Origin of the sequence: Pseudomonas aylmerensis (assembly GCF_001702265.1) — a bacterium.
GTDB classification, from domain to species: domain Bacteria; phylum Pseudomonadota; class Gammaproteobacteria; order Pseudomonadales; family Pseudomonadaceae; genus Aquipseudomonas; species Aquipseudomonas aylmerensis.
On the sequence record NZ_MAUE01000012.1, the window covers coordinates 20,567 to 40,504 of the forward strand.

Genomic DNA, 19,938 nt, shown 5'->3' on the forward strand with positions numbered 1-19,938 from the left:
CATTTCCAGTAGAATGCCGCGGACTCCATATCCACGGGCGCATCTTGAATGTCGACGATAGCAGACAACATCGGCCTGGTTAGCCAGCGCATCCGCGCCGCAGCCGACGCCGTGCAACGTGACGCAAGCAGCATCCACCTGCTGGCCGTGAGCAAGACCAAACCCGCGCAAGCCGTGCGCGAAGCCTATGCCGCCGGCCTGCTCGACTTCGGCGAGAACTATCTGCAGGAGGCCCTGGGCAAACAGGCGCAATTAACCGACCTGCCCTTGAGTTGGCACTTCATCGGCCCCATTCAATCGAACAAGACTCGCGCGATCGCCGAGAACTTCGCTTGGGTGCATTCCGTGGACCGCCTGAAAATCGCACAACGCCTGTCCGAACAACGCCCGGCCGACCTGCCACCGCTGAATATCTGCATCCAGGTCAATGTCAGCGGCGAAGCCAGCAAGTCCGGCTGTACACCCGCCGACCTGCCGGCCCTGGCCAACGCCATCAGCGCCCTGCCGCGCCTGAAACTGCGTGGCCTGATGGCGATCCCTGAGCCGACTGAAGATCGGAGCGCACAAGATGCAGCGTTCGCTGCCGTGCGCGAGCTGCAAGCCAGCCTGAACCTGGCGCTCGACACACTTTCCATGGGCATGAGCCACGACCTCGAGTCGGCCATCGCCCAAGGCGCCACCTGGGTGCGGATCGGTACCGCCCTGTTTGGCGCCCGCGACTACGGCCAGCCATGAAATGGCTGACATCCATCTGAATAAGGACCTGTCATGAGCAACACGCGTATTGCCTTTATCGGCGCCGGCAACATGGCGGCCAGCCTGATCGGCGGCCTGCGGGCCAAAGGCCTGGACGCCGCGCAGATCCGCGCCAGCGACCCCGGTCACGACACCCGTGCCCGCGTCAGCGCCGAACACGGTATTCAAACCTTTGCTGACAACGCCGAGGCCATCAGCGGCGTCGATGTGATCGTGCTGGCGGTCAAGCCACAAGCGATGAAAGCCGTGTGCGAAAGCCTGCGCCCGAGCCTGCTGCCACACCAGTTGGTGGTGTCCATCGCTGCCGGCATCACCTGCGCCAGCATGAACAACTGGCTCGGCGCGCAGCCGATCGTACGCTGCATGCCCAACACGCCGGCGCTGCTGCGCCAGGGCGTGAGCGGCCTGTACGCCACCGCCGAAGTGAGCGCCGAACAGCGCGACCAGGCCCAGGAGTTGCTGTCTGCCGTGGGCATTGCCCTGTGGCTGGAACAGGAACAACAGCTGGACGCCGTCACCGCCGTCTCCGGCAGTGGCCCGGCGTACTTCTTCCTGCTGATCGAAGCCATGACCGCCGCTGGCGTGAAACTCGGCCTGCCCCACGAAGTCGCCGAGCAACTGGCCGAGCAAACCGCCCTCGGCGCCGCGAAGATGGCCGTTGGCAGCGAAGTTGACGCCGCCGAGCTGCGCCGTCGCGTGACGTCTCCAGGTGGCACCACCCAGGCGGCTATCGAATCGTTCCAGGCCGGCGGCTTTGAAGCCCTGGTCGAAAAAGCTCTGGGTGCCGCGGCACATCGTTCGGCTGAGATGGCCGAGCAGCTGGGCAAATAGTCGTCCCCTACATAGGAAACAAACATGCTCGGAATCAATGACGCTGCCATTTTCATCATCCAGACGCTGGGCAGCCTGTACCTGCTGATCGTGCTGATGCGCTTTATCCTGCAACTGGTGCGGGCGAACTTCTACAACCCGCTGTGCCAGTTCGTGGTCAAGGCCACCCAGCCCTTGCTCAAGCCGCTGCGCCGGGTGATCCCGAGCCTGTTCGGCCTGGACATGTCGTCGCTGGTGCTGGCGCTGCTGCTGCAGATCCTGCTGTTCGCGGTGATCCTGATGCTCAATGGCTACCAGGCCTTCACTGTGTTGCTGTTGCCTTGGGCGCTGATCGGCATCTTCTCGCTGTTTTTGAAGATCATCTTCTGGTCGATGATCATCAGCGTGATCCTCTCCTGGGTCGCTCCCGGCAGCCGTAGCCCGGGTGCCGAACTGGTCTACCAGATCACCGAGCCGGTGCTGGCGCCGTTCCGTCGCCTGATCCCCAACCTCGGCGGCCTGGATATTTCGCCGATCTTCGCGTTCATCGCGATCCAGCTGGTGCAAAGCTGGGTGATTCCGCGCCTGGCGTTCTATGCGTTCATGCCCAAGGAACTGTTCGGCCTGATCTGACGCTGAACAAATGTGGGCGCTGGCGTGCCTGCGATAGCAGCACAGCGGTGTAACCCAAACACCGAGGTGCCCGCATCGCAGGCAAATCGGCGCCCACATTTTGTATCTGCCTACCGGTGCAGGCCTTTGCTTGCCGCTGGGTGCAGCGGTCTTTAGACTTACGCCTCATTTAAACGAGAGCAGGGTCGATGCCAGCTGCCTTCCCCCCCGATTCTGTTGGACTGGTCGTGCCCCAAGTGGCGCACTTCAGCGAACCGCTGGCCCTGGCCTGCGGCCGTTCGCTGCCTGCCTACGACCTGATCTATGAAACCTACGGCCAGTTGAACGCCACGGCGAGCAACGCCGTGCTGATCTGCCACGCCTTGTCCGGCCATCACCATGCCGCCGGCTACCACAGCGTCGACGAGCGCAAGCCCGGCTGGTGGGACAGCTGCATCGGCCCCGGCAAGCCCATCGACACCAACACGTTCTTTGTGGTCAGCCTGAACAACCTCGGCGGCTGCAACGGCTCCACCGGTCCCAGCAGCCTCAACCCGGAAACCGGCAAGCCGTTCGGCGCCGACTTCCCGGTGCTGACCGTGGAAGACTGGGTGCACAGCCAGGCACGCCTCGCCGACCTGCTGGGCATCGCCCAATGGGCCGCCGTGATTGGCGGCAGCCTGGGCGGCATGCAGGCCCTGCAGTGGACCATCACCTACCCGGATCGCGTGCGCCACTGTCTGGCAATCGCCTCGGCCCCCAAGTTGTCGGCCCAGAACATCGCCTTCAACGAAGTGGCGCGCCAGGCCATCCTCACCGACCCCGAGTTCCACGGCGGTTCGTTCCAGGAAGCCGGCGTGATCCCCAAGCGTGGCTTGATGCTGGCGCGGATGGTCGGGCACATCACCTACCTGTCCGATGACTCCATGGGCGAGAAATTCGGCCGTGGCCTCAAGAGTGAAAAGCTCAACTACGACTTCCACAGCGTCGAGTTCCAGGTCGAAAGCTACCTGCGTTACCAGGGCGAGGAGTTTTCCGGGCGTTTCGACGCCAACACCTACCTGCTGATGACCAAGGCCCTGGACTACTTCGACCCGGCAGCCAACCATGACGATGACCTGGCGAAAACCTTCGAAGCTGCCACGGCCAAGTTCTGCGTGATGTCGTTCACCACCGACTGGCGCTTCTCGCCGGCCCGCTCCCGTGAGCTGGTGGACGCGCTGATGGCTGCGCGCAAAGACGTCTGCTACCTGGAGATCGATGCTCCGCAAGGCCACGACGCCTTCCTGATCCCGATCCCGCGTTACCTGCAGGCGTTCGGCAATTACATGAACCGCATTACTTTGTGAGAACGCCATGAGAGCCGACCTGGAAATCATCCAAGACTGGATCCCCGCCGGCAGCCGCGTGCTCGACCTTGGTTGCGGCGATGGCGAACTGCTGAGCTGGCTGCGCGACAACAAGCAAGTCACCGGCTACGGCCTGGAAAACGACCCGGACAACATCGCCCAGTGCGTGGCCAAGGGCATCAACGTGATCGAGCAGGACCTGGACAAGGGCCTGGGCAATTTTGCCAGCAACAGCTTCGACATCGTGGTGATGACCCAGGCCCTGCAGGCCGTGCACTACCCGGACCGCATCCTCGACGAAATGCTGCGCGTAGGCCGCCAGTGCATCATCACTTTCCCCAACTTCGGCCACTGGCGTTGCCGCTGGTACCTGGCCACCAAAGGCCGCATGCCGGTGTCGGACTTCCTGCCCTACACCTGGTACAACACGCCGAACATTCACTTCTGCACCTTCGAAGACTTCGAAGCCCTGTGTGGCGAGCGTGAAGCCAAGGTGATCAACCGCCTTGCCGTCGATCAACAGCACCGCCACGGCTGGGCGAGTAAGCTATGGCCCAATCTGTTGGGCGAAATCGGTATTTACCGGGTCAGCAGTCCTGGCCTGACGGACCACAAGATTGCCGTCTAATCACCTTCAAGAGGGACGATCATGAGTCGCCTGGCTATTTTTCTACTGACCACACTGCTTGGGGCCAATGCCATGGCTGCCGACGCTATCGACCCCAATCGCACGAAAGAATTTGGCGATATCACCGTGCGTTACAACACGTTTACCTCGAGTTTCCTGCAACCGGAAACCGCCCAGGAGGTAGGCGTTGTACGCAGCAAGAACAAGGGGTTGATCAACGTTTCGGTATTCAAGGGCGTAACGCCCGTGGTGGCGCAGGTGACTGGCACCATCAAGGACTTGAGTGGCAAGAGCGAAGTGCTGACGTTCAAGCAGATCACCGAAAAAGGCGCGACCAATTACCTGGCGCCTTATTCCGTACCGCAGCAAGAGGTCAAGATTTTTACCATCAACGTTGAAACCGGTGGCAAGGCTCATAGCTTCCAATTCAACCAAGAACTGTTTCCGGCGCAATGATGAACCTCACCCAACTCGTATTGGCCAGCCATAACGCCGGCAAACTCAAAGAACTCCAGGCCATGCTCGGTGAGTCCGTGCAGCTGCGCTCGATTGGCGAATTCAGCCAGGTCGAGCCGGAAGAGACCGGCCTGTCGTTCGTCGAAAACGCCATCCTCAAGGCTCGCAACGCCGCACGCATCTCCGGCCTGCCGGCGCTGGCGGATGATTCGGGCCTGGCGGTGGACTTCCTCGGCGGCGCCCCTGGCATCTATTCGGCACGCTATGCCGACGGCAAAGGCGATGCGGCCAACAACGCCAAGCTGCTGGACGCCCTCAAGGACGTACCGGACGCGCTGCGCGGCGCACAGTTCGTCTGCGTGCTGGCCCTGGTTCGGCATGCCGATGACCCGCTGCCGATCCTCTGCGAAGGCCTGTGGCACGGGCGCATCCTGCACGCGGCCAGCGGCGAGCACGGGTTTGGCTATGACCCCCTGTTCTGGGTGCCGGAGCGTAATGTTTCCAGCGCCGAACTGAGCCCCGCCGACAAGAACCAGATCAGCCACCGCGCCCGCGCAATGGATTTGCTGCGCCAACGCCTGGGCCTGAAATGACCCAGAACACCTCTGCGCAGCCACTGATCCACGGTGGCACGCAAACACCACGGGCGGCCCTGCCCCACCTGCCGCCCCTGGCGCTGTATATCCACATCCCGTGGTGCGTACGCAAATGCCCATATTGCGACTTCAACTCCCATACCGCCAGCGCAGTGCTGCCGGAAGAAGAGTATGTCGACGCGTTACTGGCCGACCTTGATCAAGACCTGCATGCCGTTTATGGCAGGGAACTGAGTTCGATCTTCTTTGGCGGCGGTACGCCGAGCCTGTTCAGCGCCGCCGCGCTGGGCCGCCTGCTCAAGGGCGTGGAAGCACGCATCCCGTTTGCCAGCGATATCGAGATCACCCTGGAAGCCAATCCCGGCACCTTCGAACAAGAGAAGTTCGTGGCCTACCGCAAGCTGGGGATCAACCGGCTGTCGATCGGCATCCAGAGCTTCCAGCAGGAAAAGCTCGAGGCGCTCGGGCGCATCCACAATGGCGATGAAGCCGTGCGCGCTGCCGGCATGGCGCGCCAGGCCGGGTTTGATAACTTCAACCTGGACCTGATGCACGGGCTGCCCGATCAGTCCCTGGACGACGCCTTGAGCGACTTGCGCCAGGCCATCGCACTGAAGCCGACGCACTTGTCCTGGTACCAGCTGACCCTGGAACCCAACACCGTGTTCTGGAACCAGCCGCCCGCGCTGCCGGAAGACGACACGCTGTGGGACATTCAGGAAGCCGGCCAGGCGCTGCTGGCCGAACACGGTTACGCGCAATATGAGGTCTCGGCCTATGCCCAGCCAGGTCGCCCGGCGCGGCACAACCTGAACTACTGGAGCTTCGGCGACTTCATCGGTATCGGCGCCGGTGCCCACGGCAAGCTCAGCCACCCGGACGGGCGCATTGTGCGCACCTGGAAGACCCGTGCGCCGAAGGACTACCTCAACCCGGCCAAAAACTTCCAGGCCGGAGCGAAAGAACTGACCAATGAGGAGCTGCCGTTCGAGTTCCTGATGAACGCCCTGCGCCTGACTGAAGGTGTCGACGCCAAGCTCTACGCCGAACGCACCGGCCTTGAGCTGGCGAGCCTGGACGCCGCGCGCCGCGAGGCAGAACAAAGTGGCTTAATGCAGGTCGAACCGTCACGCCTGGCGGCCACTGACCGCGGGCAACTCTTTCTCAATGACCTGTTGCAGAAGTTTTTGAGCTGATCGCTCTAAGGAAATCGAATGGATCTGGTACTCGACCTGCTCGCCACCGTATCCCGCTGGAGCCGTAGCAACCTGTCGGAAATCTCCCTGGCCCTGGTCGGCTGTTTGCTGGTGTTGTTTGGCGCCGATATCAAAGGCTGGGTCGAAGCGCGCCTGGGCAGCATCGCCGGGGCATTGCGCGTGCCGTTGATGGCCCTGGTGTGCATGATCGGCAGCGGCGCCGCGCTGATCTACGCCACGCCATGGATCGTGCGGGGGCTGAGCCAGTTCAATAACTACAGCCTCGCACCGGTGCTGGTGGTGGTGCTGGTATTGATTGGCGTAGTTGCGGACCGCCGCTGATTTAAAGCGCACCGCAAAACAACTGTGGGAGCTGGCTTGGCTGCGATGCAGGCACCTCGGTGTATCAGTGATACCCAGGTGTTGCTATCGCAGGCAAGCCAGCTCCCACAGTTGATTGCACTTCAGGTTTCCAGCTGATTAAGCCAGCTTCTCGAACTTCAAATCCCAGACACCATGCCCAAGCCGCTCGCCGCGGCGCTCGAACTTGGTGATCGGCCGCTCGGCCGGGCGTGGCACGCATTTGCCGTCTTCGGCCAGGTTGCGGTAGCCAGGGGCGACGTTCATCACTTCCAGCATGTATTCAGCATACGGCTCCCAATCGGTGGCCATGTGCAGGATACCGCCGACTTTCAGCTTGCTGCGCACCAGTTCCGCGAAGGATGCCTGGACGATGCGGCGCTTGTGGTGACGGGCCTTGTGCCATGGATCGGGGAAGAACAGCATCAGGCGATCCAGGCTGTTGTCGGCGATGCAGCGGTTGAGCACTTCGATCGCGTCGCAGTCATACACCCGCAGGTTGGTCAGGCCTTGGGTCAGCACGCCATTGAGCAGCGCGCCGACACCCGGACGGTGTACTTCCACGCCGATGAAATCCTGCTCCGGCGAGGCGGCGGCCATTTCCAGCAGCGAGTGCCCCATGCCGAAACCGATTTCCAGGGAGCGCGGGGCCGAACGGCCGAAGACGTGGTCGTAGTCCACCGGCGCATCGGCCAGCGGCAGGACGAACAGTGGCGTGCCCTGCTCCAGGCCCTTTTGCTGGCCTTCGGTCATGCGCCCGGCACGCATCACAAAGCTCTTGATGCGGCGGTGCTTGGACTCGTCACCTTCGTCCACGGTGTTCGGCGTTTCGTTTGATTCAGTCATCAATAGCTCTTACTTGATCAGACCATCCAGCGGCGAAGAGGCGCTGGCGTAGAGTTTTTTCGGCATGCGACCGGCGAGGTAGGCCAGGCGGCCCGCGACGATGGCGTGGTTCATGGCTTCAGCCATCATGATCGGCTGCTGGGCGTGAGCGATGGCCGAGTTCATCAGCACCGCGTCGCAGCCCAGCTCCATGGCGATGGTGGCGTCGGACGCAGTGCCCACGCCCGCATCCACCAGCACGGGGATCTTGGCTTCTTCGAGGATGATCTGCAGGTTGTACGGGTTGCAGATGCCCAAGCCGGAACCGATCAGGCCGGCCAGCGGCATCACGGCGATACAGCCGATTTCTGCCAGTTGGCGCGCGATGATCGGGTCATCGCTGGTGTAGACCATCACGTCGAAGCCTTCCTTGACCAGCGTTTCGGCGGCCTTGAGGGTTTCGATCACATTGGGAAACAGGGTTTTCTGGTCGGCCAGCACTTCCAGCTTCACCAGGTTGTGGCCATCGAGCAGCTCACGGGCCAGGCGGCAGGTGCGCACGGCCTCGATGGCGTCGTAGCAACCGGCGGTGTTGGGCAAGAAGGTGTAGCGATCCGGCGACAGCACTTCGAGCAGGTTTGGCTCGCCTTCGATCTGGCCGAGGTTGGTGCGGCGCACGGCGAAGGTTACGATCTCGGCACCCGAGGCTTCGATGGCCAGGCGGGTTTCTTCCATGTCGCGGTACTTGCCGGTGCCGACCAGCAGGCGGGACTGGTAGGTACGACCGGCCAGGACGAAGGGCTTGTCGCTACGAACGATGCTCATGGGAAATCCTCTGTGTGGGTGAGGTTCTGCAGAATACGCGGTGGCGCACAGGCGCCGGGCGGGCTAGCCGCCGCCGATGGCGTGGACCACTTCGACCTGGTCACCTTCGGTGAGCGCGGTCTCGGCGTGCTGGCTACGCGGGACGATATCCAGGTTGAGTTCCACTGCGACGCGACGCCCGGTCAGGTCCAGACGGGTCAGCAGGGCCGCAACGGTTTCACCGTCGGGCAGTTCAAAGGATTCGCCGTTCAACTGAATGCGCATGCCACGGGCCGCCATCGTTTTTAGGGGCCAGCATTCTAGCCCGATTGGGACCCAAAGGTCAGCTCCAAGCGTCAAGCGGTCAGCTGCAAGCGCCAGGCAGCGAGGCCAAGGAAAAACCAGCCGAGCAGAAACGCCAACCCGCCGAACGGCGTAATGATCCCCAGTTTGCTGATGCCGGTCAGGGTCAGCACATACAGGCTGCCGGAGAACAACAGGATGCCGACGGCAAAGGAGATGCCCGCCCAGCCGACCAACCGGCCAGGAATATGTGCGGCCAGCAGCGCCACGCCAAACAGTGCCAGGGTGTGTACCAGCTGATAGGTCACGCCGGTATGGAAGATCGCCAGGTAGTCGGCGCTCAGGCGGTTTTTCAGGCCATGGGCGGCGAAGGCGCCGAGGGCAACACCGGTGAAGCCGAAAAAGGCAGCCAACATCAGAAAACCACGCAGCATGAGGAACTCCAGTCAGACTCAAAGGGCCGGGTCTGTATAATGGCCCGCTCAACGGGTTCGGCCAAGCCATCTCTATGCTGCGTCTCCTCTTCAATCGTTTTCTCAAAGTCGTGAAATGGTTCGCCATCGGCAGTGTCTTGCTGGTGCTGCTGTTTCGTGTCGTCCCGCCCCCCTTCACCGCGTTGATGGTGGAGCGCAAGGTCGAATCCTGGTTTGACGGTGAGCCGATTGACCTGCAACGTACCTGGGTGCCGTGGGACCAGATCTCCGATGACCTGAAAGTGGCGGTGATGGCCGGTGAAGACCAGCGTTTCCCGCAACACTGGGGCTTTGATTTCGGCGCGATCCAGGCAGCGATCCTGCACAACGAGCGCGGTGGTTCGATCCGTGGCGCCAGTACGCTGAGCCAGCAGGTCTCGAAAAACCTGTTCCTGTGGGCCGGCCGCAGTTATCTGCGCAAGGGCCTGGAGGCCTGGTTTACCGGGTTGATCGAGGTGCTTTGGCCCAAACAGCGGATTCTTGAGGTGTACCTCAACAGCGTGGAATGGGATGAAGGCGTATTTGGCGCCGAGGCTGCCGCGCGGCATCACTTTGGGATGAGTGCCAAGGCGCTCTCCCGTCAGCAGGCCAGCTACCTGGCGGCGGTGCTGCCTAACCCTCGGGTGTGGAGTGCCAGCCATCCGACTGCCTATGTGGCGCGGAGAGCCGCGTGGATTCGCCAGCAGATGAGCCAATTGGGTGGGGATGGTTACTTGGTGGAGTTGAATAACTCCCGCAAGGCGCCGTGGTCCGACTGAGACCCTACCAGGGATTGCGTGAGGCTCTGGGTTTTGCGCACAAACAAAAATGCCCCAATCTTTCGATCGGGGCATTTTTTTAGCTTTTCGCAGCGTTTTAGGCGGCGATCGACAACTTCAGCTTGTTCATCGCGCTTTTCTCAAGCTGACGAATCCGCTCGGCCGACACGTTGTACTTCTGCGCCAGGTCGTGCAGCGTGGCTTTTTCTTCCGCCAGCCAGCGCTGGTAGAGGATGTCACGGCTGCGGTCGTCCAGCACTTCCAGCGCTTCGTGCAGGTTGTGGTTGGAGTTGTCGCTCCAGTCGGCGTCTTCCAGTTGACGCGCCGGGTCGTACCGGTGGTCTTCCAGGTAATTGGCCGGCGATTGGAAAGCACTGTCGTCGTCCGCTTCGGCGGCCGGGTCGAACGCCATGTCATGGCCAGTCAGACGGCTTTCCATCTCGCGCACTTCACGCGGCTCCACGCCGAGGCTTTCGGCCACGCGGTGGACTTCCTCGTTGTTCAGCCACGCCAGGCGTTTCTTCTGGCTGCGCAGGTTGAAGAACAGCTTGCGCTGGGCCTTGGTGGTCGCGACTTTCACGATGCGCCAGTTGCGCAGGATGAACTCGTGAATTTCCGCCTTGATCCAGTGCACAGCAAACGACACCAGGCGCACACCCATCTCAGGGTTGAAGCGCTTCACAGCCTTCATCAGGCCGACGTTGCCTTCCTGGATCAGGTCAGCCTGGGCCAGGCCGTAGCCGCTATAGCTACGGGCGATATGTACGACAAAACGCAGGTGGGCGAGCACCATCTGCCGAGCCGCCCCCAAATCCTGCTCATAGTAGAGACTCTCGGCCAGTTCACGCTCCTGCTCCGGTGTCAGCAATGGAATGCTGTTCACCGTGTGCACATAGGCCTCCAGGTTCGCACCCGGGACCAAAGCATAAGCAGGTTGCAAAGAAGTGGTCATACGAAAAAACCTCCGACTCACATAACTCGTGCAGTTCAGCACTGCGAAAATTGACCGGGAACCGTAGGACAAGTTCCCTAAACCACTGATACGGTCAATACAAACGAAACCACATTACCTTGACATTAACTACTTCGGCGCCAACTCACGTAAATGCCGTGCGACCGCAATCCAAGCACCGATATACCCCAACAGGACCGCGCCAAGCAAGAGCGACAGACCATCGGCCACTGGCACACCGGCCAGGGCAAAATCACTGCCGTACAAGCCGGCAAGCCCGACTACCGCGTCGTTCAGCCAGTTCAAGCCAAACGCCAGCACACCCCAGGACAAAATCCCGGCACCGAAGCCATAAAGCGCGCCCATGTACAGAAAAGGCCGACGCACATAGCTGTCCGTGCCGCCGACCAGTTTAATCACTTCTATCTCGGTGCGACGGTTTTCAATATGAAGACGAATGGTATTACCTATCACCAAAAGTAATGCAGACACCAACAACACCGTCAGGCCGAACACAAACCGGTCACCCAGCTTGAGAATTGCCGCCAGCCGCTCAACCCAGACTAGATCAAGTTGTGCCTGTTGAACCTTGGGCAGCTCTGCGAGTTTTTGTCGCAGGGCTTCCAGGGCCGGCTTGTCGACTTCATTCGGCGTCACCAGCACCACGCCCGGCAGTGGGTTCTGCGGCAGCTCCTTCAGTGCCTCGCCCAGGCCGGATTGCTGCTGGAACTCTTCAAGGGCCTGGTCGCGGCTGATGTACTCGGCATCGGCCACACCCGGCAGGTTCTTGATGTCATCGCGCAGGCTCTCGCCGTCTTTGGCGCTCGCATCCAGGTTCAGGTACAGCGAAATCTGCGCCGCACGCTGCCAGGAGCCGCCCAGGCGCTCGACATTATTGAGCAGCAGCGACAGGCCCATCGGCAGGCTCAGGGCCACGGCCATCACCAGGCAGGTGAAAAAGCTGCCGATCGGTTGTTTGCCCAAGCGACGCAGGCTGTCCAGCAGGCTGGCGCGGTGGCTTTCGATCCAGGCGCGCAGCAAGGTGCTGAAGTCAGGACCGTCGTCTTCGTCGTGTTTTTTCTTTTTCGGCTGCGGATCGGCCGGTTTCGGTGCCACGCGTTCGGACACCTTGGGGCTGCGTGTAGCACTCATACGCCGGCCTCCCCGTCACCGATCAGGCGGCCACGCTGCAGGGTCAGCATGCGATGGCGCATGCGCGCGATCAGGGCCAGGTCGTGACTGGCGATCAGCACGCTGGTGCCCAGGCGGTTGATGTCTTCGAACACCCCCATGATCTCGGCCGCCAGGCGCGGGTCGAGGTTGCCGGTCGGTTCGTCCGCCAGCAGCAAGGCCGGACGGTGGACGATAGCGCGGGCAATGCCGACGCGCTGTTGCTGGCCGGTGGACAGGTCGCCGGGGTAGAGGTCGGTCTTGTCCGACAGCGCTACGCGCTCCAGGGCCGAATCCACGCGCTTGACGATCTCGGCCTTGGACAGCCCGAGGATCTGCAGCGGCAAGGCAATGTTGTTGAACACCGTGCGATCGAACAGCAACTGGTGGTTCTGGAACACTACGCCGATCTGGCGGCGCAGGAACGGAATCTGTGCATTGCTGATGGTGGCCAGGTCCTGGCCGGCCAGCAGCAGTTTGCCGGTGGTCGGGCGTTCCATGGCCAGCAGCAGGCGCAACAGGGTACTTTTGCCGGCGCCAGAGTGGCCGGTGACAAACAAGAACTCGCCCCGCCGTACTCGAAAGCTCAGCTCATGCAAGCCGACATGCCCGTTGGCATAGCGTTTACCGACCTGTTCGAATCGAATCATGAACGCTCCCGCTCGGCAAACAGTGCCTGTACAAAGGGTTCGGCTTCAAAAGTGCGCAGGTCGTCGATACCTTCACCGACGCCGATATAACGAATCGGCAACCCGAACTGTTTGGCCAGGGCGAAGATCACACCGCCCTTGGCCGTGCCGTCGAGCTTAGTCAATGCCAGGCCGGTCAGTTGCACCGTCTGGTTGAATTGTTTGGCCTGGCTGATGGCGTTCTGGCCCGTACCGGCATCGAGCACCAGCAGCACTTCGTGCGGCGCGTCGGCGTCGAGCTTGCCGATCACGCGGCGGACTTTCTTCAGCTCTTCCATCAAATTGTCTTTGGTGTGCAGGCGACCGGCGGTATCCGCGATCAGCACATCGATGTTACGGGCCTTGGCGGCTTGCACGGCGTCGAAGATCACCGAGGCGGAATCGGCGCCGGTGTGCTGGGCGATGACCGGGATCTTGTTGCGCTCACCCCACACCTGCAACTGCTCCACGGCAGCGGCACGGAAGGTGTCGCCGGCAGCGAGCATGACTTTCTTGCCTTCCGACTGCAGCTTCTTCGCCAGCTTGCCAATGGTGGTGGTCTTGCCGGCGCCGTTGACACCGACCACCAGGATCACGAACGGCTTGTTCGGCGTGATCACCAGCGGCGCTTCCACCGGTTTGAGCATCGCTGCCAGCTCGGCCTGCAGGGATTTGTAGAGGGCATCGGCGTCGGTCAACTGCTTGCGCGCGACCTTCTGGGTCAGGCTCTGGATGATCACCGCGGTGGCTTCGACGCCCACGTCGGCGGTCAGCAGGCGGGTTTCGATGTCTTCCAGCAGCTCGTCATCAATGACCTTCTTGCCCAGGAACAGGCTGGCCATGCCTTCGCCGATGCTGGCGCTGGTTTTGCTCAGGCCTTGCTTGAGGCGGGCGAAGAAACCGGTCTTGCTGGTTTCGGCAGGCGCGGCAGGCTCTTCGATGACGGCAGGGGCGGCAGACACTGGCTCGACCACCACCGGTGCCGGTGCTGGCGCTTCTACGACAACCGGCTGCGGCTCAATGACCACCGGAATCGGCGGCGCCACATGTTCGGCCTGTACATCTTCAACCAGTGCCACGGGCTCTTCGGCCACCGGCAATTGCGGCCATGGCTTGTGCTCGGGTTCTGGTTGCGGCTCTGGCTCTGGCTCTGGCTCAACCTCGGCCAGCGGCTGCAGCACCGGCTCGGCCATCGGCAATACCACCGGCGCCGGCGCTTCGGCAACCGGTTCGGCTTCTACTATAGGGTCCGGGATCGGTTCGGCTGGAACCTGCGGCTGTTCGGCGACGGGGGTTTCCTGCGGCTTTTTGCGCAGCCATCCGAACAGGCCTTTCTTCTCGCCAGCCGCAGCTGGGGTCTTCTTGTCGTCGTTGGAACCAAACATGGAGACGGCTATCTCAAGGTAGCGACGCGCCTGGGGGGGCGTCGGTAAATAAAATTCGATGCGTAACAGACTGTTTTTTAGCCAGCTCGTTCATGCGCAACATTTCGTAAGGCCTAAAACGGCCTCAACACGACTGCCGCAGTGGCCGTCCTTAAATCCGATCAGTATCCTAGCACCTCCTCGCCCGCCGACGCTAAGACCAAGCGGGCAGCCCAACAGGTTTAAAAACGAATGAATGCTCTAGCCCGCCACGCCGCAGGCCTGCTGTTCAGCACAGTTTGTCTGCCTCTCTCAGCCCTGGCTGCCGACCCACAACCCACCCACGAATTCACCCTGGATAACGGCCTCAAGGTGGTCGTGCGCGAAGACCATCGCGCGCCGGTGGTGGTTTCCCAGGTCTGGTACAAGGTCGGTTCGAGCTACGAAACCCCGGGCCAGACCGGTTTGTCCCACGCCCTGGAGCATATGATGTTCAAGGGTAGCGCCAAGGTCGGCCCCGGCGAAGCGTCGCTGATCCTGCGCGACCTGGGCGCCGAAGAAAACGCCTTCACCAGCGATGACTACACCGCCTACTACCAAGTGCTGGCCCGTGACCGCCTGGGTGTTGCCTTCGAGCTCGAAGCCGACCGCATGGCCAGCCTGCGCCTGCCGGCCGACGAGTTCAGCCGCGAAATCGAGGTGATCAAGGAAGAGCGCCGCCTGCGCACCGACGACAATCCAATGTCCAAGGCCTACGAGCGCTTCAAGGCCATGGCCTACCCCGCCAGCGGCTACCACACGCCGACCATCGGCTGGATGGCCGACCTGGACCGCATGAAGGTCGAAGAGCTGCGCCACTGGTACCAATCCTGGTATGTGCCGAACAACGCCACCCTGGTGGTGGTCGGCGACGTGACCCCGGACGAGGTGAAAAACCTGGCCCAGCGTTACTTCGGCCCGATTCCCAAGCGCGACGTGCCACCCGCCAAGATCCCGATGGAGCTGGCCGAGCCTGGCGAGCGCCTGCTGACGATGCGTGTGCAGACCCAACTGCCGAGCGTGATCCTCGGTTTCAACGTCCCGGGCCTGGCTACCGCCGAAGACAAGCGCTCGGTACAAGCCCTGCGCCTGATCTCGGCCCTGCTGGACGGCGGCTACAGCGCGCGTATTTCGGAGCAACTGGAGCGCGGTGAGGAGCTGGTCTCCGCCGCATCCACCAGCTACGACGCCTACACCCGTGGCGACAGCCTGTTCACCCTGACCGCCACGCCGAACCAGCAGAAGAAAAAGACCGTCGCCCAAGCCGAAGCGGGCCTGTGGCGCCTGCTGGAAGAATTGAAGTCCAAACCGCCGACCGCCGAAGAACTGGAGCGCATCCGCGCCCAAGTGATCGCCGGCGTGGTCTATCAGCGCGATTCCATCACCAGCCAGGCCACAGCCATCGGCTCGCTGGAAACCGTGGGGCTGTCCTGGACGCTCATGGACACTGAACTGGCCGACCTGCAAAGCGTGACCCCGGAAGATATCCAGAAAGCCGCGCGCACCTATTTCACCCGCGAACGTCTGAGCGTCGCCCATGTTATGCCTGAGGAGACCGCTCATGAGTGATCGCAAAAGCAGCCGCCTGGTCCTGCCGGGCTTGATCGTCGTCACCTTGATCGCGGCAAGTGCCGTGTATTTCCTGCGCCCGAGCGACTCGATGGCCAGCCAGGCGCTGGACACGGCGCAATCGGCCAACACGCTGCAATCGCTGGCTGAGCTGGACGGCAAGGCGCCGACGAACCGCAAGCTCGATGTGCAGACCTGGACCACCGCCGAAGGCGCCAAGGTGCTGTTCGTGGAAGCCCATGAACTGCCGATGTTCGACATGCGCATCCTGTTCGCCGCCGGCAGCAGCCAGGACGGCAACACCCCAGGCGTGGCACTGCTGACCAACGCCATGCTCAACGAAGGCGTGCCGGGCAAGGACGTCAGCCAGATCGCCAGCGGTTTTGAAGGCCTGGGCGCCGACTTCGGCAATGGCGCTTATCGCGACATGGCTCTGGTATCCCTGCGCAGCCTCAGCGACAGCGATAAACGCGACGCCGCCCTGGCACTGTTCGACCAGGTGATCGGCAAGCCGACCTTCCCTGCCGACTCTCTTGTGCGGATCAAGAACCAGATTCTCGCCGGCTTCGAGTACCAGAAGCAGAACCCCGCCAAGCTGGCCAGCCTGGAGCTGTTCAAGCGCCTGTATGGCGATCACCCGTACGCGCACCCGAGCGAAGGCACGCCGCAAAGCATCCCGAAGATTACCCTCGCGCAGTTGCAGGCGTTCCACGCCAAGGCTTATGCAGCAGGTAATGCGGTGATCGCCGTGGTCGGCGACCTGACCCGCGCCGAAGCCGAAGCCATGACGGCCAAGGTCTCGGCGTCGTTGCCCAAGGGCCCGGCGCTGGCCAAGATTGCCCAGCCGACCGAACCCAAGGCCGGCCTGAGCCATATCGAGTTCCCGTCCAAGCAGACGCACTTGCTGTTCGCCCAACTGGGCATCGACCGCGCCGACCCGGACTACGCAGCCCTGTCCCTGGGCAACCAGATCCTCGGCGGCGGCGGTTTCGGCACGCGCTTGATGAGCGAAGTGCGCGAGAAGCGCGGCCTGACCTACGGCGTGTACTCCGGTTTCTCGCCGATGCAGGTGCGCGGCCCGTTCATGATCAACCTGCAGACCCGCGCCGAAATGAGCGGTGGCACCCTGCGCCTGGTCGAGGAAGTGCTGGCCGACTACCTCAAGACCGGCCCGACACAGAAGGAACTGGACGACGCCAAGCGTGAGCTGGCCGGCAGCTTCCCATTGTCCACCGCCAGCAACGCGGACATCGTCGGACAACTGGGCGCGATGGGTTTCTACAACCTGCCGCTGAGCTATCTTGAAGATTTCATGAAACAATCCCAGGCCCTGACCGTAGAGCAGGTCAAGGCTGCCATGAACAAACACTTGAGCGCCGACAAGATGGTCATCGTGACCGCCGGCCCGACGATTGCGCAAAAGCCACTACCGCCCCCCACTGACAAACCCGCCGAGCAGCCGCTCGGGGTTCCGGAGCATTAATGGCCAGTTCATCTCGCCCGAAAAAACCTGTCCACAACGTGCATAACGGTGTGGGCCAACTGCGCATCATTGGTGGCGAATGGGGCAGCCGCAAGCTGAGCTTCCCCGACGTCGTCGGCCTGCGCCCCACGCCTGATCGCGTGCGTGAAACCCTGTTCAACTGGCTCGCGCCGTATATCGGCGGGGCCAAAGTGCTGGATCCGTTTGCCGGCAGCGGCGCATTGTTCCTCGAGGCGCTGTCCCGTGGCGCAGCCCAGGCCCAGGCGCTGGATGCAAGCAATGTGGCGGTGTCCAGCCTCAAGGAACACCTCGGCACCCTGCGCTGCACCAACGGCCAGGTGCAAACCGCCGACGCGCTGCGCTATCTGGAAACCCAGCCGGCAAGCGAATACGACGTGGTATTCCTCGACCCGCCGTTCAACCAGAACCTGTTGCCCGCCGTGTGCACCTTGCTCGAAGAGCGCCAATGGCTGGCGGCGGATGCATGGATCTACACTGAAAGCGAGACCGCGCCGTCAACCCTCGGCTTGCCTGGCGCCTGGCGCCTGCACCGGGAGCAGAAGTCCGGTCGGGTGTATTACGCGTTGTGGCATCGGTTGGTCGACAGCGTCGCTTAATCTGTGGCGAGCAAGCTTGTTGTGGTGAGCGGGCTTGCCCCGCGTCGGGCTGCGCAGCAGCCCCATAACCGCGACGGTGCTCTAACTGAATTAATGCGGCGTTCGTGTTGGGGCCGCTTCGCACCCCGACGCGGGTGCAAGCCCGCTCGCCACAGACTGAGAGTTTCATGACACCGTCCTCCGAACTGTTCACCCCCGCCTTCGGCCTCGGCAACCCTCACCTGCAAACCCTGTGGGGGCCGCTATGGCGCCCCACTACCCATATCGAACGCCAGCGCGAACGCCTGTGGCTGGAAGACGGCGATTTTCTGGACCTCGACTGGCATGGTCCGCATGACGCGCAGGCGCCATTGGTGCTGGTGCTGCATGGGCTGACCGGCTCATCCAATTCCCCCTATGTAGCCGGCCTGCAAAAAGTCCTCGCGGCTCAAGGCTGGGCCAGTGCCGCCTTGAACTGGCGTGGCTGTTCCGGCGAACCAAACCTGTTGGCACGCAGCTATCACTCGGGCGCCAGCGAGGATCTGGCCGCGGCGATTGCCCACCTGCGCGCGAAACGGCCGTTGGCGCCGTTGTATGCAGTGGGTTATTCGCTGGGGGGCAATGTGCTGCTCAAACACTTGGGCGAAACCGGCGAAGCCTCCGGCTTGCAAGGCGCGGCGGCGGTGTCGGTGCCGTTCCGGCTGGACCAGTGTGCGGACCGTATCGGGCTGGGTTTCTCGCGGGTTTATCAAAAGCACTTCATGCGTGAAATGCTCGCGTATATCCGCGTCAAACAAAGCCGTTTTTTACAGGATGGCCGGGCAGACGGGCTGAAAACCCTGGAAGCCCTCGGCTCACTGGAGAAGATGCGCACGTTCTGGGACTTCGATGGCCGGGTCACCGCGCCACTGCACGGTTTCCTGAGTGCCGAGGACTACTACCGCCGTGCGTCGAGCCGCTACTACCTGGGGGCGATCCGCACCTCGACGCTGATTATCCAGGCGGCCGATGATCCATTTGTATTCGCCCATAGCCTGCCCGAGGCCAGCGAGTTATCGGAGTGCACCGAGTTTGAGCTGACGGCAAAGGGTGGGCATGTGGGGTTCGTCGACGGCTCGCTGAGGCGCCCGGGTTATTACCTCGAACGCCGAATTCCTCAGTGGCTACTGGCACAACACGGCTGAACATGGAGAGGCTGGCTTGCCTGCGATAGCAGTGTGTCAGCCGATTATCCGCTCGCTGACACGCCCTCATCGCAGGTAAGCCAACTCCCACACTCGATGCGGTTCACACCGCAACCGACTCAGTCGCCCGTAGCAATTTCACGCTGCGGATCGGTAATCCACTCACTCCACGACCCCGCATACAACTTGCCCAACGGATAACCCGCCAGGCTCAGGGCGAACAGGTTGTGGCACGCCGTCACCCCTGAACCGCAATACGCCACCAACTCCTCCGGTGAACGCCCCTGCAATTGAGCGGCGAAACGCTGCTTGAGCTGGTCGGCTGGCAGGAAACGGCCATCACTGCCAAGGTTTTCGGTGAACGCCGCACACTGCGCGCCGGGGATGTGCCCGGCGATCGGGTCGATGGGTTCCACGTCACCGCGAAAACGTGGCTGGGCGCGGGCATCGATCAAGGTCAGGCCCGGTTGGCCCAGGCGTTTTTGCAGGTGTTCTGCATCCAGCACCAGGCGGTTGTCCGGCGTCCCGGCGAAGGTACCCGGCTCGACCACCGGCGCGTCCAGGCTCAGCGGGAAACCGGCGACGTGCCAGGCCTTGAGGCCGCCGTCCAGGATAAACACACCGTCACGTTTGCCCAGCCAGGCCAGCAACCACCAGGCGCGGGCAGCAAAGGCGCCGGGGCCGTCGTCATACAGCACGACATCGGTGTCGGCGTTAATACCCCAGGCGCGCAATTGCCGGGCAAAGGTGTCCGCCACCGGCAACGGGTGACGACCGGTCACGCCCTTGGTCACCGGGCCGCTGAGATGGCGCTCGAGGTCGGCGTACTGCGCGCCCTCAATATGCCCTTCGGCATAGCTGCACAGCCCGTAGTCCGGGTCTTCCAAGGCAAAACGGCAATCCAGGATCACCAGCCCGGCCGACTTCTGGCGCTCGGCCAATTGCTGGGGGCTGATCAGTTGGGCAAGCGGCATGACGGACTCCTGT

The 19,938-nt window shown here is 62.3% G+C and carries 23 protein-coding genes; 14 read left to right on the forward strand and 9 right to left on the reverse strand.

Annotated features, from left to right (window positions below; genetic code table 11):
• Positions 1–48 precede the first annotated feature (48 nt).
• The 9 genes from BBG20_RS08325 to BBG20_RS08365 all read left to right on the forward strand — a co-directional run bounded on the left by BBG20_RS08325 (position 49) and on the right by BBG20_RS08365 (position 6,745).
• Positions 49–735 carry a YggS family pyridoxal phosphate-dependent enzyme gene (locus BBG20_RS08325; RefSeq protein WP_065902147.1) on the forward strand — a complete coding sequence of 229 codons (687 nt, stop codon included), beginning with the start codon at positions 49–51 and terminating at the stop codon, positions 733–735.
• A 33-nt stretch (positions 736–768) separates the two neighbouring features.
• Positions 769–1,587 (forward strand): pyrroline-5-carboxylate reductase, encoded by an 819-nt coding sequence (proC, locus tag BBG20_RS08330; RefSeq protein ID WP_065902149.1) that lies wholly within the window; start codon positions 769–771, stop codon positions 1,585–1,587.
• A gap of 24 nt (positions 1,588–1,611) precedes the next feature.
• Complete coding sequence (locus tag BBG20_RS08335) at positions 1,612–2,199, forward strand: YggT family protein (protein WP_065902151.1); 588 nt, start codon at positions 1,612–1,614, stop codon at positions 2,197–2,199.
• Positions 2,200–2,387: 188 nt separating this feature from the next.
• Entirely contained in the window at positions 2,388–3,527 is a 1,140-nt protein-coding gene (metX, locus tag BBG20_RS08340) for a homoserine O-succinyltransferase MetX (protein WP_065902154.1), read from the forward strand.
• Positions 3,528–3,534: 7 nt separating this feature from the next.
• Positions 3,535–4,155 (forward strand): methionine biosynthesis protein MetW, encoded by a 621-nt coding sequence (gene metW / locus BBG20_RS08345; protein ID WP_016972957.1) that lies wholly within the window; start codon positions 3,535–3,537, stop codon positions 4,153–4,155.
• Positions 4,156–4,176: 21 nt separating this feature from the next.
• The gene (locus BBG20_RS08350) at positions 4,177–4,611 is read left to right on the forward strand and encodes a DUF4426 domain-containing protein (protein ID WP_065902156.1); all 435 of its coding nucleotides are present in this window, start codon (positions 4,177–4,179) and stop codon (positions 4,609–4,611) included.
• Positions 4,608–5,204 carry an RdgB/HAM1 family non-canonical purine NTP pyrophosphatase gene (gene rdgB / locus BBG20_RS08355; RefSeq protein ID WP_065902158.1) on the forward strand — a complete coding sequence of 199 codons (597 nt, stop codon included), beginning with the start codon at positions 4,608–4,610 and terminating at the stop codon, positions 5,202–5,204. The genes BBG20_RS08350 and rdgB overlap by 4 nt, the downstream gene beginning before the upstream one ends.
• Complete coding sequence (gene hemW, locus BBG20_RS08360) at positions 5,201–6,403, forward strand: radical SAM family heme chaperone HemW (protein ID WP_065902162.1); 1,203 nt, start codon at positions 5,201–5,203, stop codon at positions 6,401–6,403. The genes rdgB and hemW overlap by 4 nt, the downstream gene beginning before the upstream one ends.
• 18 nt (positions 6,404–6,421) lie before the next feature.
• Entirely contained in the window at positions 6,422–6,745 is a 324-nt protein-coding gene (locus BBG20_RS08365; protein WP_016972961.1) for a DUF3392 domain-containing protein, read from the forward strand.
• A 138-nt stretch (positions 6,746–6,883) separates the two neighbouring features.
• Here the strand turns inward: BBG20_RS08365 and trmB are convergent, their stop codons facing one another.
• From trmB to BBG20_RS08385, 4 genes are all read right to left on the reverse strand, one after another.
• Entirely contained in the window at positions 6,884–7,609 is a 726-nt protein-coding gene (gene trmB, locus BBG20_RS08370; protein WP_065902164.1) for a tRNA (guanosine(46)-N7)-methyltransferase TrmB, read from the reverse strand.
• Positions 7,610–7,618: 9 nt separating this feature from the next.
• Positions 7,619–8,413 carry a thiazole synthase gene (locus BBG20_RS08375; RefSeq protein ID WP_015886353.1) on the reverse strand — a complete coding sequence of 265 codons (795 nt, stop codon included), beginning with the start codon at positions 8,411–8,413 and terminating at the stop codon, positions 7,619–7,621.
• 63 nt (positions 8,414–8,476) lie between these two features.
• Positions 8,477–8,677, reverse strand: coding sequence for a sulfur carrier protein ThiS (gene thiS / locus BBG20_RS08380; protein ID WP_032865944.1), 201 nt, complete (start codon positions 8,675–8,677; stop codon positions 8,477–8,479).
• Positions 8,678–8,748: 71 nt separating this feature from the next.
• Entirely contained in the window at positions 8,749–9,129 is a 381-nt protein-coding gene (locus tag BBG20_RS08385; RefSeq protein ID WP_065902165.1) for a DUF423 domain-containing protein, read from the reverse strand.
• Positions 9,130–9,203: 74 nt separating this feature from the next.
• On the opposite strand from BBG20_RS08385, the gene mtgA reads away from it, so the two are divergent.
• Positions 9,204–9,926 carry a monofunctional biosynthetic peptidoglycan transglycosylase gene (gene mtgA, locus BBG20_RS08390; protein WP_065902167.1) on the forward strand — a complete coding sequence of 241 codons (723 nt, stop codon included), beginning with the start codon at positions 9,204–9,206 and terminating at the stop codon, positions 9,924–9,926.
• A gap of 97 nt (positions 9,927–10,023) precedes the next feature.
• Here the strand turns inward: mtgA and rpoH are convergent, their stop codons facing one another.
• The 4 genes from rpoH to ftsY all read right to left on the reverse strand — a co-directional run bounded on the left by rpoH (position 10,024) and on the right by ftsY (position 14,101).
• On the reverse strand, positions 10,024–10,878 hold the full coding sequence (rpoH, locus tag BBG20_RS08395) for an RNA polymerase sigma factor RpoH (protein ID WP_003176698.1): 855 nt from the start codon (positions 10,876–10,878) through the stop codon (positions 10,024–10,026).
• Positions 10,879–11,007: 129 nt separating this feature from the next.
• Positions 11,008–12,030, reverse strand: a complete 1,023-nt coding sequence (gene ftsX / locus BBG20_RS08400; protein ID WP_065902169.1) for a permease-like cell division protein FtsX — start codon at positions 12,028–12,030, stop codon at positions 11,008–11,010.
• On the reverse strand, positions 12,027–12,698 hold the full coding sequence (gene ftsE / locus BBG20_RS08405; protein WP_003213784.1) for a cell division ATP-binding protein FtsE: 672 nt from the start codon (positions 12,696–12,698) through the stop codon (positions 12,027–12,029). The genes ftsX and ftsE overlap by 4 nt, the downstream gene beginning before the upstream one ends.
• Positions 12,695–14,101 (reverse strand): signal recognition particle-docking protein FtsY, encoded by a 1,407-nt coding sequence (gene ftsY, locus BBG20_RS08410; RefSeq protein WP_065902171.1) that lies wholly within the window; start codon positions 14,099–14,101, stop codon positions 12,695–12,697. Before ftsY ends, ftsE begins: the two co-directional genes overlap by 4 nt.
• Positions 14,102–14,332: 231 nt before the next feature.
• On the opposite strand from ftsY, the gene BBG20_RS08415 reads away from it, so the two are divergent.
• From BBG20_RS08415 to BBG20_RS08430, 4 genes are all read left to right on the forward strand, one after another.
• A complete protein-coding gene (locus BBG20_RS08415) occupies positions 14,333–15,688 on the forward strand; it encodes a M16 family metallopeptidase (RefSeq protein WP_065902173.1) in 1,356 nt (451 codons plus the stop codon).
• Positions 15,681–17,171: a M16 family metallopeptidase gene (locus tag BBG20_RS08420; RefSeq protein WP_065902175.1), complete on the forward strand. Its 1,491-nt coding sequence runs from the start codon at positions 15,681–15,683 to the stop codon at positions 17,169–17,171. Before BBG20_RS08415 ends, BBG20_RS08420 begins: the two co-directional genes overlap by 8 nt.
• Complete coding sequence (gene rsmD / locus BBG20_RS08425) at positions 17,171–17,788, forward strand: 16S rRNA (guanine(966)-N(2))-methyltransferase RsmD (protein WP_065902177.1); 618 nt, start codon at positions 17,171–17,173, stop codon at positions 17,786–17,788. The genes BBG20_RS08420 and rsmD overlap by 1 nt, the downstream gene beginning before the upstream one ends.
• A 167-nt stretch (positions 17,789–17,955) precedes the next feature.
• On the forward strand, positions 17,956–18,951 hold the full coding sequence (locus tag BBG20_RS08430) for a hydrolase (RefSeq protein ID WP_065902180.1): 996 nt from the start codon (positions 17,956–17,958) through the stop codon (positions 18,949–18,951).
• 119 nt (positions 18,952–19,070) lie between these two features.
• On the opposite strand, the gene BBG20_RS08435 is transcribed toward BBG20_RS08430, so the two are convergent.
• Positions 19,071–19,925 (reverse strand): sulfurtransferase, encoded by an 855-nt coding sequence (locus tag BBG20_RS08435; protein ID WP_065902182.1) that lies wholly within the window; start codon positions 19,923–19,925, stop codon positions 19,071–19,073.
• Between the last annotated feature and the right edge of the window lie 13 nt (positions 19,926–19,938).